The organism is Absicoccus intestinalis, from assembly GCF_033971885.1.
GTDB classification, from domain to species: domain Bacteria; phylum Bacillota_I; class Bacilli_A; order Erysipelotrichales; family Erysipelotrichaceae; genus Absicoccus; species Absicoccus intestinalis.
In genome coordinates this window covers 16,068-30,953 of record NZ_JALBUS010000023.1, presented here as the reverse complement: position 1 = coordinate 30,953, position 14,886 = coordinate 16,068, and the positions used below count along the sequence as shown (strand labels likewise).

Here is a 14,886-nt window from a genome sequence, read left to right as displayed (position 1 = left end):
ATAGAAAGATAGGTGATTATTTTGTATAACTTTTTTATCTTCCACCCGCATAGCAGGTGGTTTTTTATCTCGTACATTTCATGTACTCGACACGCTAAAGCGAAATGTTTACTTCGTAAACATACAATAAAAAAAGACCACTTTCGTGGCCTTTTTATTTGCATCAATTAGTCGATGATTTTTTGTGCACGCAATACTTCTTCGATAGAAGCAATAGCAGCATCTTCATCTTCACCATTGCAGCTAATTGTAATTTCTGACTGTGTAGGGATTCCTAAAGACATAACACCCATGATTGATTTCATGTTTACTTCGCGTCCTTTGAAAGCAACGTTAATTTCACTTTTGAATTTAGAAGCTGCATTAACAGCTACCGTTGCAGGACGTGCATGAAGTCCTACTGGATCTACTACAGTTACAGTAATTTGTTTCATTATGATATTCCTCCTACTTCAATAACTACAAATATATTAATCCATTTTAGCTGAGAAAACAATACATATTTCTTATTTTCACAGGGATATGTAAGCGATATATCTATCGCAAAAAAGCTTATTGATTCATCAGTTCATTGTACAGCAATGAATACGTGTTGGCACTATTCTCCCACGATACATCGGTATTCATCGCATTGGTTTGCAGCATTTGCCAATCGTCTTTACGATTGTAGTATACATCGCATGCGTAATATAAAACATTGATCAAATCGTTGGAATCATACTTTTCAAAGCTAAATCCATTTCCGCTCTTCTCATATTCATTGTATGCATCGACTGTATCTTTTAATCCACCTGTTTCACGCACCAAAGGTAGAGTTCCATAACGAAGCGAAATTAATTGTGAAATGCCACATGGTTCAAACAAACTTGGCATCAAGAACAAATCACTGGCAGCATAGATGCGATGGGCCACTTCTTCATTATAGCCATTATAGAATACGATCTTACCTTTATTGCCATTTTCCAAATCACGGAATTTGTTTTCGATCGGAGCTTCACCTGTACCAAGGATGACCAGTTGAATAGGAGCTGCACATAAAGCATCTAATTGCTCCATCAATAGATAAAAACCTTTTTGCCAAGTCAAGCGACTTACACAGCCAACCAACAAAACATCTTCATCTTGATTCAATCCCAATTCCTTCTGTAAAGCCAATTTATTTTTGAGCTTTTGGACCCGCACATTGATCTTATCATAATGATATTCGATCATTGGATCCGTTTTGGGATCCCAAGATTTGGTGTCAATGCCATTGACAATGCCCCATAAATCGTACTTACGCATATTGAGGACAGCTTCCAAATGTTCACCATATTGTGGCGTCAATATTTCTTGTGAATACGTTGGAGATACGGTCGTCACTTTATCGGCATATAAAATACCTGATTTCATGAAAGAAATGCCACCATCAAATTTCACATTTCCATTTTCCATTAAATAATAAGGCAAACCCAAACAAGAATCTAACATTTCTGGTCCAAAATTTCCTTGGAACAATAAGTTATGGATCGTATATACGAAACGAATCGCATTGTATCGAGGGTCCGAATCATGGGTTTCTTTGACCATACAAGGAATCATACCGGTTTGCCAATCATGACAATGAATGATATTTGGCCAATAATTCAATTGATTCAGCATTTCAATGACAGCTTTTTGGAAATACGCAAAACGCTCGCCATCGTCATCATAGCCATATAAAGTATCTCGTTCAAAGTATCCTTGATGCTGAATAAAGAAGTAACATACATCACCTTCCATCTTGGAATATAAACGTACGGGCACTTCATGATAATTGATTGATACTGAATATTCACAATCAAAATATAATTCACTTTGATATTTTTCCCAGATCTTACGATAAAGTGGAATGACTACTTTTACTTCATGTCCTTTTTGCGATAATGCTTGTGGCAAGGAACCAACCACATCTGCCAGTCCACCTGTCTTGATAAAAGGCAATGCTTCACTGGCAACCATTAAGATTGAAGCCATTATACAGTCTCCCTTCTGCCAATATATAGAGGTTTGTCCGATTCACCTTCTAATTCCTTTTTGTGAATGATATTTGCATATTTATCAACAATGACATTTTTTAAGTGGGCATTGGCAGCAACCGTTGCTTCTGGCATGATCAAGCAATTTTCGATCACAGAATCTTTACCAATCACTGCACCCCGTCCAATGATCGAATTAACAACTGTACCCGAAATCTTGGAACTATTGGAAACATAAGAATTGGTTGCATTACCGCCATTTGGATAGATGGCAGGACTTGAATCATACGAACGTGTATACACAGACCAATTTTGTAATTGTTTCATATTTTCAGGTTCTAAGGTTGCCATATTTGCCTCATAATAGGATTTTAGATCATATACATAGTAAATCTTCTTGCGATATGGAATACCACGAATATCCAATTCACTGCATAAATCGTTGACAATATCACGTAACCAATATAAGGCTGATGTTTTTCTTGCTTCGAGGATGGCATTCACAAAAATCTCTTTTGACATGATATAGGTTTCCAACGATAAACTACGATTTTTATATTTACCGATATTATATCCTAAAGATTCGATTCCTTTTTGACGATTCAATTGAACCGTTGCACAACCAATATATTCTTCTTTGGCCGTATCGATATTTTGATACAAAATCGAAATATCCGCACCGCTTTCGATATGTTGATCTAAAAGCTCTGCATAATCCGCTTGATAAATGATATTTGTTGGGGCAATGATCACATATTCACAATTGGATGTTTGAATACTATGTAAATTATCATAATACGTATCCACATCGGGTGTGATTCGACCCGTTATATTTTCTTTATATAATGGCACCAATTCCAAATTTCCATGTTTCGCATTGATATTATATTGACGGCCTCGACCAATATGCTTGAACAATGGTTTTGGATTTCCATTGATATAAATTTGGATATTATCCATTCCGCTATTTGTCATATTTGACATGGGAAAATCGACCATACGGAAACGTCCCATAAAATTGAAGGCTGCCATAGGACGATACGATTGCATTCCTTCTACATATACGCTGGAGTCATTATAAGCGATGATACCTAATGCTTTTGCCATGATTATCCACCTTTCTTCACATGTTTTGCCACTAAAGTGACTTCTTTACTTGATAAAGAACCAACTTTTGTATCGGCATCGATCTTGATGTTATCTGCGACCAAAGCCTTATAAACTTTTGCACCTGCACCTACAGTAACACCTGGTAATAATACCGATTGTTCAACGATAGCCCCTTCTTCGATCGTGACACCATTGGAGATGACGGATTCTTTCGCATGGCCTAAAATAACGGCTCCTTGATTGACATAAGAATGTTCTACTTTTCCATTTGGTCCGATATATTCTGGCAAAGCTGGAATGTCTTCCGTATAAATTTTCCAAGTTGGATCATCTAAATTCAATTCACTGCTCTTATTTAATAGATCCATGTTGGCTTCCCATAAGGAATCAATGGTTCCAACATCTTTCCAATACCCTTCAAAACGCCAAGCCACTAATTTTTTTCCTTGATTTAAATACGATGGAATGATATCTTTTCCAAAATCATGGCTTGATCCTTCCACTTTCATATCGGCAATCAATTCTTTACGCAATAATTTCCAATTGAAGATATAAATACCCATACTTGCCAAGTTGCTCTTTGGCTGAGCAGGTTTTTCTTCGAATTCAACAATGTTTCCATCCTCATCGGTATTCATAATACCAAAACGACTGGCCTCATCCCAAGAAACAGGTAATACCGCAATGGTCGCATCGGCATCATGTTCTTTATGATATGCAAGCATTTTCGCATAATCCATCTTATAGATGTGGTCACCCGATAAAACTAAAACATATTCAGGATCAAAACGATCGATAAAATCGATATTTTGAGTAATGGCATCCGCCGTTCCTTGATAGACATCAAATTTGGTTCCATCTTTCTCACTTGGTGGTAATACATAGACACCGCTGCCTCGCGTATCCAAGCCCCAACGTTGTCCTGCACCGGCATAGGCATTCAATTCAACGGGTTCATACTGGGTCAACACACCCACGATATCAATACCTGCATTGGCACAGTTGCTCAATGGGAAATCGATGATACGATATTTTCCACCGAAATGTACGGCCGGTTTCGCGTTTTTAGCCGTCAAATCTTTTAAACGCGTTCCGCGCCCGCCCGCTAAAATCATGGCGAGCATATTATTCTTTTCCATACTCATCCTCCTAATACTAAGTATTTACTAAAAAAATTATAACACAAAATGAATCAATGTATATAAATTAAGTTAAATTGTAAGAGTTTACATACTAAATTCGTAAATTTCTTTGCAAAACATAGATGGAATGATTTTTATTCAATAAGAAGGCGATGGCACAGACAATAAAAAAAGGCATAAAATACTGCGTACCAAAGATTTCCATACCAATCGCAATGGGTGCCAACAAGGTATTGGTTCCCGCGGCAAATAAAGCGGCATATCCCAAAGCGGCTGCAAACATAGGAGGAATCCCTAAAAGCGTACCAATCCAATAGCCTAAACACGTACCAATCGTAAATAATGGCATGACTTCACCACCTTGAAAACCACTTGCCAAAACCAAAACGGTCATGACCAATTTTAAGATCCAGTCCCACGGATAAATTGTTTTCCCAGTCATGGCCGCTTGGATCAAATTCACACCCAAACCACAATATCGACCATGATACAAAGTCGCTAATAATACCGCACACAGGATGCCCATGATAAAGATTCTTTGATATGGATTTGGCCAAAGCTTTGCTAAATTATTACGCATAAATTGCAAGCTTTTTGAAAAAAACATACCAATGAAAGCACATACGATGCCCAATACGATCACCCGCAACATCAAGAAAAAAGTGATCGACACATGTGGCAAGACAAATTGGGTGGCATGGATCCCAAACAAACCAGAGATATATGCAGCCATAAAGGATCCAGTCAAGGCAGAACAAAGTCCTTCATAGCGAATCGCTCCCGATACTAAAACTTCAAGCCCAAAAAAAGCGGCCGCGATCGGTGTCCCAAACAAGCCTGAAAAACCCGCTGCGATTCCGGTTTCCAGCAACATGGATTTTGGAATGGAAAACGGTAACTTTTCACCAATGCGATACGATAATGTAGCGCCAATTTGTACGGCTACACCTTCTCGACCTACACTGCCACCCACAAGATGGGTCAGCCAAGTCGAAATCGCCATACAAGGTACTAAAAGATAGGTGATGGTACTATATTTTCCTTGATCGACTTTAAAGACTAGATTCATTCCTTCTTTGCTTTTGCCGCCATAATGCACAAAGATATAAACGATCAATAACCCGGCAAAAGGCATCAATAGAAGCAATGGCATCTCTAAGCCCACGCGAATTTTAAAGATTCCATTTAATACAAGACAAAATATCGTTTCGGCCAAACCAACGATGGCACCAATCAGACAGCCAACCAGTGCATAATAGATATACCGTAACCAAATCAAGCCATTTTTCTTAAAACCATCTTCAAAAAACGTCATACACTCTCCCATGAAAAAGCTCTGTTTAAAACAGAGCTATGCAATATCCATTTCCGCTTTCCAAAGACCATGCAAGTTACAATATTCATACACCACAACATGTCCCTTGCGATTTCTTAAAGCAATGCTGGCTTCAGGTGCTTGGCCAGGCACCAATGAGATCCTATCCATGCTACCATCTTCAAATTCTGCCCAGATATTCATGATATAATGAACATCCTGCATTGGATGAGGAACACTACCTACCTTGACGATCAATGTATCGTTTTCCTGGCTTAAGACAGGTACATGTTTTTCCATGGCCGCATCCACTTCGCCCGCTTTTAATTCCCGTGTTGGGCTACCGCAACAAACAGGTGTACAACCACTTTTTTGTTCAATCATTTCATACACATTTCCACACTTATCACATTTAAAAATACGCATATAAATCACTCCTTTTCTATTCCAATTATAACACGTATCCGTGCTATACTGAATCTATGAATCACTTTATTTTCCTCTATTTGGATGCGTATCAAATGCAAATCATGCCCCAACAAGATGGAACGAAACAAGACTTTATCCAAGCTTTTCATCTGTCCAAAAGAAAAGCAGCACAATATTCGATCCCGGCGCAATACAAAGCCCATCAATTGATCACGATCTACTTTCCATGGGAAGATTCGATCATCGTTTCAAGTTCCGATCCAATATCCATCATCTATGAAGATGAGATCTTGCTCGTTGTCAATAAACCCCCTTTTTTATTGGTGCATGACGATGGAAATGGCAACCCATCTCTACAAGATCAAGTGAATGCCTATCTCTATCAATGTGGCTGGCCACATAAAGCCCAAGCCTGTCATCGTATTGATTTTGAGACCAGTGGCCTAGTTTTATTCTGCAAGAATCCTTTCTTTCAAGGAATGCTGGATCATCTTTTCCGGTCGCATGAAATGCAGAAAACGTATCGTTGTCTGGTGAAAGGGAAATTTCCTGCCAACATCAAAGAAGCGAATTTCTCGATAGGACGCCATCGACATGAGAATGCCATGATCATCCATCCACATGGAAAACCAGCACACACCCAATTTCAACGGATCCAGGCTACGCCTACCGTTTCTTTTTTACATGTCAACTTGTTGACGGGACGAAAACATCAAATTCGACTGCATTGTGCACATCTATCCCATCCCATCATCAATGATCCACTCTATGGTCAAATAGAAGATGATCAAGGATTGATGTTGCAAAACTATCAAATGGAATTTGTGCATCCCCTAACCCAAAAAGAACTTGTCCTTATTCTACCTATCGAATCCAGATTCGACCAAGCATGGCGTAAAAGAGTCCATATCCATGCTGCCAAGCCAGCCAGCATCCTAGACTTAAACAAGTTAGAAAAGGAATCATCTTAAGATTTCGAACGTAAGCTAAAATGAGCCCTATACCAATTCCAGTGAAGAGAGCTATACTCATTCTTTCATAGCCCAAAAGAAAACCAAAATAAGCCAAAAAGGCAACGTCGGCTGTCCCTATCCAATCGGGATGGATACGATACAGCAACCAACCGATCCCGCCAAACAAACCAAGCCCCATACCGGATGAGACAAGATCGACCGGAAAAAAGCAGCCTATCATCACAAGAGATGGCAAGATCCACCATTTGGAAAAATACATCGTTTGCCAATCATTGATCGCAATGGCCAATAAATATAGATAAAAAAAGATGTCCATACGTTTACTATAGACATCCAATATGAAGATATTCTTTAGATTTCAAAAATACGTTGCGAAATCCGCATGGGTACATGACTCAGATCCAAACGATATGCAACCAAATGATACTGTTTTTCTAAACCTTTATAGCCATACTTGTGATCTCCCACCAATGGATGGTGATAATGCCCCATCAATGCTCGAATCTGATGAAATCTTCCCGTATGCAACTGGATATCACACCATGTCGCATCATTCTTTTTAGCTAGGGTTTTCACATCCATATAGGCTTCTACAAATCCGGGTGTGGGGTTGTCTTTTACGATGGCTTTGGTTCCTTCTTTTTTGATATAGCCATGCATTTGAAAGGAATCCAATAAAAAAGTACCACTGATCAAGGCGCGATATTGTTTTTTGATGGATCGATCCGCAATGGCTTGATTGATGATCCGTAAGGTATTCGCGTTTTTAGCCGCAATGATCAAGCCAGCCGTATTGCGATCCAAACGATGACAGATCGTCGGCGCAAAACTGTGATCCGTCATCGTATATTCTCCCTTTTGGTAGAGATAGGCTTGAAGTCGGGAAACCACACAATCTTGTTGTTCTTTTTGATCCGATTGACTCAACAATCCTGCCGGTTTATTGATGATCAAAAGATTCTTATCTTCGAATACGATATCCAATTGGGTGGATGCCGTTGGCACTTCTCTTTCCTTTTCTTTCAATACATCCGGTGGCAAAAATAATAAGATATGATCATGGATCTGTAACTTCTGATCATAGGTGCATCGTTTTCGATTGACTTTGATCTTCTTTTTACGAATTCCCTTATACATCATGGATTTCGATAGATCTGGAAAGGTCTTCAATAAAAATTTGTCCAATCGTTGTCCTGCATCATTTTCGGATACTTCAATCTCTTTCATAGATATACTCCAAACTATCTGATAATTGATTTACAACCGGTGTGGGCATCTTCTCTAAGGTCGACTTGGCTTGATGGCCACTCGCCACCAATACACAATGGGCATCGATTGCCTGAGCCACTTCATAATCATGGACCGAATCGCCGACAAACCACAATTCATCCCATGGATTCTGTTTTCGATAGGCTTGTGCCAATTCGACTTTGCTCTTGGCATAGATGTCTTCGATACCATAAATCCCATCCATATGTTGTTCCAAAGGAAATTGTTCAATTTGATCCAATAAAAAAGCTTTCTTGCTGGCCGATAAGATCACTTGTGGCGTTTTTTTCTTTTCTACTTTTTCAATCGTATCCATCACATCACTATATAAGGAACAATGCATACTTTTAGCTTGATAATCCTCCATATATTCTTGAGCCAATACTGAAAATGGTGTTTGCTCAAAATCAAATCCAATTCGTTGATAATAATCAGCGATTGGAAAACCAAATACATTTCGATAGGCATCAATATTTGGCAATGGATCTAATGCATGATTTTTCAATAATCGATTGATACAAGAAAAACATAGATGTAAATCATCAAACAATGTACCGTTCCAATCCCATACAATTTTTTTCATAGTTAGATTGTACCATATTATTTGTGAAAAAAATCACTTTTAAAAGCATCATAAGTTTGTTATTATGTTAACAGACAGAAGATAAATATTGAGGTGAAAGAAAAATTTATGCGAGGAGTATACAATTCAGTAACAGATACGCGCAGAAAGGTCTTTGCTGCCATTGCCGAAATGGCCTATAACGACAACGAAGACTATGCGAAACAAATGGAACAAGTTCCCTATGACATCTTACCAGGAAATCAAGAAAATGTCTTCCTAGAGCGTGCCATCATTGGTGAACGTTTACGTGTAGGAATGGGACTCGATCTAAGAGATGTGAGTGAAGCTGGCGTTGTCAGTGATGGTATTGAAAATGGTATTCAGCCCGAAAAGTATTATGAACCACCACTAGTGAACATCATCAAGTTTGCCTGCAATGCCTGTCCAGAAAAAAAGGTCATTGTCACGGACATGTGCCAAGGATGTTTTTCTCATCAATGTACCGAAGTATGTCCAAAGAAAGTGGTTTCAATTGTCAATGGACGTTCGCACATTGATCAAAGTGGCTGTATCAAATGCGGCCGTTGTGCCGAGGCTTGTCCTTACCATGCAATCATCAAGATGGAGCGTCCTTGTGCTTCCAGCTGTGGAATGAATGCCATCAGTTCCGATGAAAATGGCAAAGCCGAGATCAATTATGATAAATGTGTCAGTTGTGGACAATGTTTGGTGAACTGTCCATTTGGCGCAATCGTTGATAAAGGACAAATTTTCCAAACTATCTATGCGATGAAACAAGGCTATGAGGTCATTGCGGCTATTGCTCCGGCCTTTGTTGGTCAATTTGGTCCCAAAGTGACTCCCGATAAAGTCAAGACCGCATTGAAAGAATTAGGTTTTGCCGATGTAGTAGAAGTAGCCATTGGCGCCGATCTTTGTACGATTGACGAAGCCGAAGATTTTTTGAAAAATGTTCCAGAAAACTTAGACTTTATGGGTACAAGTTGTTGCCCTTCTTGGTCGGTCATGGCGAAAAAAGAATTCCCACAATTTGCGAAAAATATCTCGATGGCCCTGACCCCAATGGTGCTAACGGGTCGTTGGATCAAAAAGCGTAAACCAAAAGCCAAAGTGGTCTTTATTGGTCCTTGTGCCGCCAAAAAGTTGGAAGCAAGTCGTCATTCGGTTCGTAGTGATATTGATTTTGTATTAACATTTGAAGAAGTCATGGGTATGTTCCAAGCCAAAGGAATTGACCTTGAACAAATTACGGTCGATGATCCATTTGTGGATGGAACCAAAGCCGGTCGTCAATTTGCGGTCACTGGTGGTGTAGCGGCTTCCGTCAAAGAATTGATTGAAAAAGAACATCCAGACATCAAAGTCAAGGTACAAGCTGCCGAAGGTTTGAAAAACTGCAAGACCATGTTGATGATGGCAAAAGCAGGTCGTTTAAATGGCTATCTGCTTGAAGGTATGGCTTGTCCTGGTGGCTGCGTTGGTGGTGCCGGAACGTTACAAGCGATTCCTCGCTCCAGTGCGTTGGTCAAGAAATATGCCAATGAAGATGAGATGAAAACCGCAGATCTTTCGCAATATGGCGATGAAGTACATGAATTGGTCAATAATTAAGTAAAATATGATAAGATGGATACGTGTTATCCATCTTTTTTTATGGGAGGAAGAAATGAAACGTTATCAATACTATAAAGTCGTGGCTGCCACACCATCGGTTGCAATCGGTGATCCACAAAAAAATGTCCAGGCGATGTTGGATCTTTGTACAAGAGTTCCCCAGGATACGCAATTGATCGTCTTTCCTGAACTTTGCATCACTGGCTATACATGCCAAGATCTTTTTTATGAAGATATTTTATTGAGACAAGCACAACAAGGGCTTTCTCATTTTCTAGAGGCCATGCCTGATCAAATGGCGGCATTTGTGGGTTTGCCTGTCCAAATTCAAAATAAACTATACAATGCGGCTGCCTTTTGTTTTGATCATCACGTATTAGGCTTTCAATTAAAAACCTATATTCCAAGCTATAATGAATTCTACGAAACTCGTTGGTTCACCAGTGGCAAAAACTGTCCAGTCGATACCATGAATTGGCAAGGAGAAATCGTACCTGTATCGAATGGTCTGGTTTTCTATGATACCACTACGCAGGCATGTATTGGTGCCGAACTCTGTGAGGATCTATGGGTCACCATTCCAGTAAGTTCAAAATTAGCTTTGGCTGGAGCCAACATTTTATGTAACCTATCGGCTTCGAATGATACAATTGCCAAAGACGTGTATCGTCATCAATTGGTCGTGGATCAAAGTGCAAGAACGTATTCTGGCTATGTATATGCCAGTGCCGGTCCCCAAGAATCAACCAGTGATCTGGTCTTTTCAGGCCATGATTTGATTTGTGAAAATGGGACAGTCTTAGCCGAACGCAATTATCTAGATGCCAAGGACTTTATTGTGGGTGAAATCGATATTCAAAATGTCATGAATGATCGCATCCATTTTAAGACCAGCATGGAAGATGAAGTCCACGATGTAAAAACCATCACCTATGCGTCAAAGCCCATCCATACCATCGCCTTGCATCGAACCTATGATGCCTATCCTTTTGTACCCAACGATAGTGAACAACGCATTCATCGTTGCCAAAATATCTTAAACATTCAAGCACAGGGATTGGCTACCCGTCTATCCAAGATCCATTGTGAACATGTCGTTATTGGAATCTCAGGAGGATTGGACTCTACTTTGGCCTTGTTGGTATGTGAGCGTGCCTTCCAATTGTGCCAATACGATCCAAAAAATATCCATGCGATCTCTATGCCTGGTTTTGGTACAAGCGTGCGCACCAAAACCAATGCCGATCAATTGATTGATTTGTTGCATGCCTCCAAAGAAACCATTTCAATTGGTGATGCTGTCCATCAACATTTTAGAGATATTCATCATGATCCAAAAATCATGGATATCACGTATGAAAATTCACAAGCTCGAGAACGAACACAAATTTTGATGGATCTTGCCAACCAATACAATGGAATCGTCATTGGAACGGGCGATCTTAGTGAATTGGCTTTGGGATGGTGTACTTATAATGGCGATCATATGAGCATGTATGCAGTCAATGTATCGGTGCCAAAAACCTTGGTTCGCTATATTGTGGAAACGCGTGCTCTACAAGCTCAAAAAGAAGGACAAAATGCATTACATGATGTATTGATGGATATTTGTGATACGCCGGTATCGCCAGAACTATTACCTTTGGATGCTTCTGGTAAAATTGCTCAAAAAACCGAAGAAGTATTAGGTTCGTATGATCTACATGATTTCTTTTTGTATCATTTATTGCGTCATCATGAACAACCGGAAAAGATCTTTGATCTCTGTGTCCAGGCTTTTCCTACCATCGATAAAAAAACCATCAAAAATGGATTACTTACTTTCTATCGACGTTTCTTTGCCCAGCAATTTAAACGAAACTGCATGCCAGATGGCGTAAAGGTTGGTTCCATTTGTTTATCGCCACGTGGTGATCTGCGTATGCCTAGCGACGCCAGTCGCGATCTTTGGTTGCAACAAGTTGAGGCCATTGACATCGAATGAAACCAACATTGATACAAGGCAACATCAAACGAGGAATCCTATATTTTGCGATTCCTTTGTTTTTTTCCAATTTTTTCCAACAATTGTACAATACGGTAGATACTCTGCTTATTGGTCATTTTCTTGGGGATGCCCCTTTAGCGGCATTGGGATCGACCGCTGCTATTTTTGAATTGATCGTTCAGTTTTGTAGCGGGATGGGCCTCGGATTTGGCATTGTGATTAGTCGGTTTTATGGAGCCAGAGATGAGAATCATTTAAAAATGGCCATTGCCGAAAGTCTTATTCTAGGCTTTGGCATAGCCTTGATCTTATCCATTGTTTCCTGTGCTTTCATGCCATGGTTGCTCCATGTATTAAAAACTCCAAAGTCTATTTATTCCATGGCTTATGGTTATATTCAGCTCATTGCAGCGACTTTAGTCATCACGATGTTTTATAATTTAGCCGCTTGTTTATTTCGATCGATTGGTAATAGTCTAACCCCCTTATACGTACTGATCATCACTTCCATTTTGAATGTGATCTTGGATACCCTCTTTATTACCCAATGGCATATTGGGATACGTGGGGCTGCTTATGCTACGGTACTTTCTCAAGCCATCGCCGCGCTTCTTTGTTTTGGTCTCATCCACAAAAAAGAGCCTTTGTTGGTACCAGAACGAAAACATTTTCGGATCGATCCCATCATCATCCACGAATTGTTGACACAAGGCTTGGCCATGGGATTTATGTTTTCCATTGTTTCGGTGGGAACCATCATTCTTCAAAGTGGAATCAATCCTTTGGGTACCAACATCATTGCCGCGCATACAGCAGCTAGAAAATGGTTTGCTTTACTGGTATTGCCCTTGGGAACATTGGGAGCTACAACATCGACGTTTGTATCGCAAAATCGTGGTGCCAAACAATGGGAGCGCATCGAACAAGGCATTCGCTTTTGTATACATTTTGATTGGATCTATACTCTTGTACTGACGGTTATCGTTTTTGGCTTTGCCCGATCGATGATCCATCTATTGAGTGGATCGACCAATCCCATTGTCTTGGAAAATGGCACGCAATACTTACGGATCAATATTCCTGGTTTTGTGGTCTTAGGTCCTTTATTGACATATCGCAATGCGCTCCAAGGACAGGGCTATAAGATCTATCCATTGATTTCTAGTGGTATTGAACTTGGTGGTAAGATCGTATTTACCCTATGGATCATTCCGACCCTCGCTTATTTTGGTGTAATTTTGTGTGAACCCGTGGTTTGGTCATTGATGAGCTTGCAATTGTGGATGTCATATCGCCTTATACAAGGAAAAAGAGCTAACCCTTTCGATTAGCTCTTTTCTATGCCATTTGTTCTTCGGTCCTTCTACGTACGATCTGTTTGTTTTGTTATTTTTTCCTTGTACCTTTATCACTTTGACCATTACACTTGATTTCCATACTCTTTCAAAGATGACCATTCTTGAAGATTTGTATTATTTGTCTTCTCTTCGCATTCACCCTTTAATAAGTACTTCCATCACTTCTCATTTGAAACGGCTTTTTCAGAATTTTTTATTCCTACCGCTATCCCCTTCCAAATGATTTATTTAGTACACGTATCCTTCATTCATGCCCTTTGAAGATTTCTTTTCATTGGATCTCTCTTCGCATGCATGTACGTTTCGAATACTCTTCCTTCATCCAAAACAGCTTTTTCAGAACTTTTTTATTCTTACCTCTTTCCTTTTTTGAATGAATCGTTGTACTGTGTATGAACAAATGGTTGATATCGAAGAATATTTCTTCGTATCTATCTTTTGCACCTTTATAATAACAAATCTATTTTCTTTTACAATAAATTGGCATTCTTGGTCTTTTTTATGGAATTTGTAAAAAAAGATGAGCCGAAGCTCATCGAATCCAATCTTGAATTGCACGATAAACCAGTTCAAAGCCCGTTTTTTCCACACTTGAAACCGGATAAACAGTTGCCATAGGCAATTGTAATTTCTGGGAAATGACTTTGATGGCCTTGACTCGTTTGGTCTTTGGTACTTTATCGATCTTGGTTGCCACGACCACGATGGGAATTTGTAGCTGTTTCAACGTATCGATCATGTCCAGATCATCGTGTGTGGGCTCATGTCGTGCATCCACCAAAGAAATGACGCCTGCAATTTGTTCTCTTTGGGTAAAATATTCATCCATCATGGTACCCATTTTTAGAAGCATTTGTTTGCTCATTTTGGCATATCCATAACCCGGAACATCGACGAGCATCCATTTTTCATCAATCGTAAAAAAATTGATCAATCGTGTTTTTCCTGGTGTATTTCCGACATAAGCCAGTTTTTTTCTTTGGGTCAATGCATTGATAAAACTGCTTTTGCCCACATTGGAGCGACCAACCACCACAACTTCGGGTAATGAAGTTTGTGGCCATTGATCCTTATTGGTCGCACTCGTTACAAATTCGCTTTTCAT

Annotated in this window: 14 protein-coding genes; 4 read left to right on the top strand and 10 right to left on the bottom strand. The window is 39.6% G+C overall.

Annotated features, from left to right (window positions below; genetic code table 11):
* Positions 1-167 precede the first annotated feature (167 nt).
* From MOZ64_RS10785 to MOZ64_RS10760, 6 genes are all read right to left on the bottom strand, one after another.
* Positions 168-434 (bottom strand): phosphocarrier protein HPr, encoded by a 267-nt coding sequence (locus tag MOZ64_RS10785; RefSeq protein ID WP_022092731.1) that lies wholly within the window; start codon positions 432-434, stop codon positions 168-170.
* Positions 435-552: 118 nt separating this feature from the next.
* Positions 553-1,995, bottom strand: coding sequence for a glycogen synthase GlgA (gene glgA, locus MOZ64_RS10780; protein WP_320326558.1), 1,443 nt, complete (start codon positions 1,993-1,995; stop codon positions 553-555).
* Positions 1,995-3,104, bottom strand: coding sequence for a glucose-1-phosphate adenylyltransferase subunit GlgD (glgD, locus tag MOZ64_RS10775; protein ID WP_320326557.1), 1,110 nt, complete (start codon positions 3,102-3,104; stop codon positions 1,995-1,997). The genes glgA and glgD overlap by 1 nt, the downstream gene beginning before the upstream one ends.
* Before the next feature lie 2 nt (positions 3,105-3,106).
* The gene (locus tag MOZ64_RS10770; RefSeq protein ID WP_320326556.1) at positions 3,107-4,246 is read right to left on the bottom strand and encodes a glucose-1-phosphate adenylyltransferase; all 1,140 of its coding nucleotides are present in this window, start codon (positions 4,244-4,246) and stop codon (positions 3,107-3,109) included.
* Positions 4,247-4,340: 94 nt separating this feature from the next.
* The gene (locus MOZ64_RS10765; RefSeq protein WP_320326555.1) at positions 4,341-5,564 is read right to left on the bottom strand and encodes a chloride channel protein; all 1,224 of its coding nucleotides are present in this window, start codon (positions 5,562-5,564) and stop codon (positions 4,341-4,343) included.
* 36 nt (positions 5,565-5,600) lie between these two features.
* Positions 5,601-5,990 (bottom strand): desulfoferrodoxin family protein, encoded by a 390-nt coding sequence (locus tag MOZ64_RS10760; RefSeq protein WP_320326554.1) that lies wholly within the window; start codon positions 5,988-5,990, stop codon positions 5,601-5,603.
* Between the two features lie 95 nt (positions 5,991-6,085).
* Between MOZ64_RS10760 and MOZ64_RS10755 the strand changes: the two genes are divergently transcribed.
* Positions 6,086-6,964: an RluA family pseudouridine synthase gene (locus MOZ64_RS10755; protein ID WP_320326553.1), complete on the top strand. Its 879-nt coding sequence runs from the start codon at positions 6,086-6,088 to the stop codon at positions 6,962-6,964.
* Here MOZ64_RS10755 and MOZ64_RS11635 read toward each other — a convergent pair.
* The 3 genes from MOZ64_RS11635 to MOZ64_RS10745 are packed head-to-tail and all read right to left on the bottom strand — an operon-like array spanning position 6,858 to position 8,819.
* Positions 6,858-7,283 carry a prepilin peptidase gene (locus MOZ64_RS11635; RefSeq protein WP_370659487.1) on the bottom strand — a complete coding sequence of 142 codons (426 nt, stop codon included), beginning with the start codon at positions 7,281-7,283 and terminating at the stop codon, positions 6,858-6,860. The two genes, MOZ64_RS10755 and MOZ64_RS11635, sit on opposite strands and share 107 nt — an antisense overlap.
* A 35-nt stretch (positions 7,284-7,318) precedes the next feature.
* Complete coding sequence (locus MOZ64_RS10750) at positions 7,319-8,194, bottom strand: pseudouridine synthase (RefSeq protein ID WP_320326552.1); 876 nt, start codon at positions 8,192-8,194, stop codon at positions 7,319-7,321.
* Positions 8,181-8,819, bottom strand: coding sequence for an HAD family hydrolase (locus MOZ64_RS10745; protein WP_320326551.1), 639 nt, complete (start codon positions 8,817-8,819; stop codon positions 8,181-8,183). The genes MOZ64_RS10750 and MOZ64_RS10745 overlap by 14 nt, the downstream gene beginning before the upstream one ends.
* 108 nt (positions 8,820-8,927) lie before the next feature.
* On the opposite strand from MOZ64_RS10745, the gene MOZ64_RS10740 reads away from it, so the two are divergent.
* Genes MOZ64_RS10740 through MOZ64_RS10730 form a run of 3 tightly spaced genes read left to right on the top strand, consistent with a single transcriptional unit; the run spans position 8,928 to position 13,754 of the window.
* On the top strand, positions 8,928-10,433 hold the full coding sequence (locus tag MOZ64_RS10740; protein ID WP_320326550.1) for a 4Fe-4S dicluster domain-containing protein: 1,506 nt from the start codon (positions 8,928-8,930) through the stop codon (positions 10,431-10,433).
* A 55-nt stretch (positions 10,434-10,488) separates the two neighbouring features.
* Positions 10,489-12,420 carry an NAD(+) synthase gene (locus MOZ64_RS10735; RefSeq protein ID WP_320326549.1) on the top strand — a complete coding sequence of 644 codons (1,932 nt, stop codon included), beginning with the start codon at positions 10,489-10,491 and terminating at the stop codon, positions 12,418-12,420.
* Positions 12,417-13,754 (top strand): MATE family efflux transporter, encoded by a 1,338-nt coding sequence (locus MOZ64_RS10730; RefSeq protein ID WP_320326548.1) that lies wholly within the window; start codon positions 12,417-12,419, stop codon positions 13,752-13,754. The genes MOZ64_RS10735 and MOZ64_RS10730 overlap by 4 nt, the downstream gene beginning before the upstream one ends.
* A 559-nt stretch (positions 13,755-14,313) precedes the next feature.
* Here MOZ64_RS10730 and yihA read toward each other — a convergent pair.
* A complete protein-coding gene (gene yihA / locus MOZ64_RS10725) occupies positions 14,314-14,886 on the bottom strand; it encodes a ribosome biogenesis GTP-binding protein YihA/YsxC (protein ID WP_320326547.1) in 573 nt (190 codons plus the stop codon).

Coding starts and splice junctions, on each gene's coding strand:
- MOZ64_RS10770 (WP_320326556.1), bottom strand. CDS start 4,246: ATGGAAAAGAATAATATGCTCGCCATGATTTTAGCGGGCGGGCGCGGA.
- MOZ64_RS11635 (WP_370659487.1), bottom strand. CDS start 7,283: ATGGACATCTTTTTTTATCTATATTTATTGGCCATTGCGATCAATGAT.
- MOZ64_RS10765 (WP_320326555.1), bottom strand. CDS start 5,564: ATGACGTTTTTTGAAGATGGTTTTAAGAAAAATGGCTTGATTTGGTTA.
- MOZ64_RS10750 (WP_320326552.1), bottom strand. CDS start 8,194: ATGAAAGAGATTGAAGTATCCGAAAATGATGCAGGACAACGATTGGAC.
- yihA (WP_320326547.1), bottom strand. CDS start 14,886: ATGAAAAGCGAATTTGTAACGAGTGCGACCAATAAGGATCAATGGCCA.
- MOZ64_RS10730 (WP_320326548.1), top strand. CDS start 12,417: ATGAAACCAACATTGATACAAGGCAACATCAAACGAGGAATCCTATAT.
- glgA (WP_320326558.1), bottom strand. CDS start 1,995: ATGGCTTCAATCTTAATGGTTGCCAGTGAAGCATTGCCTTTTATCAAG.
- glgD (WP_320326557.1), bottom strand. CDS start 3,104: ATGGCAAAAGCATTAGGTATCATCGCTTATAATGACTCCAGCGTATAT.
- MOZ64_RS10785 (WP_022092731.1), bottom strand. CDS start 434: ATGAAACAAATTACTGTAACTGTAGTAGATCCAGTAGGACTTCATGCA.
- MOZ64_RS10740 (WP_320326550.1), top strand. CDS start 8,928: ATGCGAGGAGTATACAATTCAGTAACAGATACGCGCAGAAAGGTCTTT.
- MOZ64_RS10745 (WP_320326551.1), bottom strand. CDS start 8,819: ATGAAAAAAATTGTATGGGATTGGAACGGTACATTGTTTGATGATTTA.
- MOZ64_RS10735 (WP_320326549.1), top strand. CDS start 10,489: ATGAAACGTTATCAATACTATAAAGTCGTGGCTGCCACACCATCGGTT.
- MOZ64_RS10760 (WP_320326554.1), bottom strand. CDS start 5,990: ATGCGTATTTTTAAATGTGATAAGTGTGGAAATGTGTATGAAATGATT.
- MOZ64_RS10755 (WP_320326553.1), top strand. CDS start 6,086: ATGCAAATCATGCCCCAACAAGATGGAACGAAACAAGACTTTATCCAA.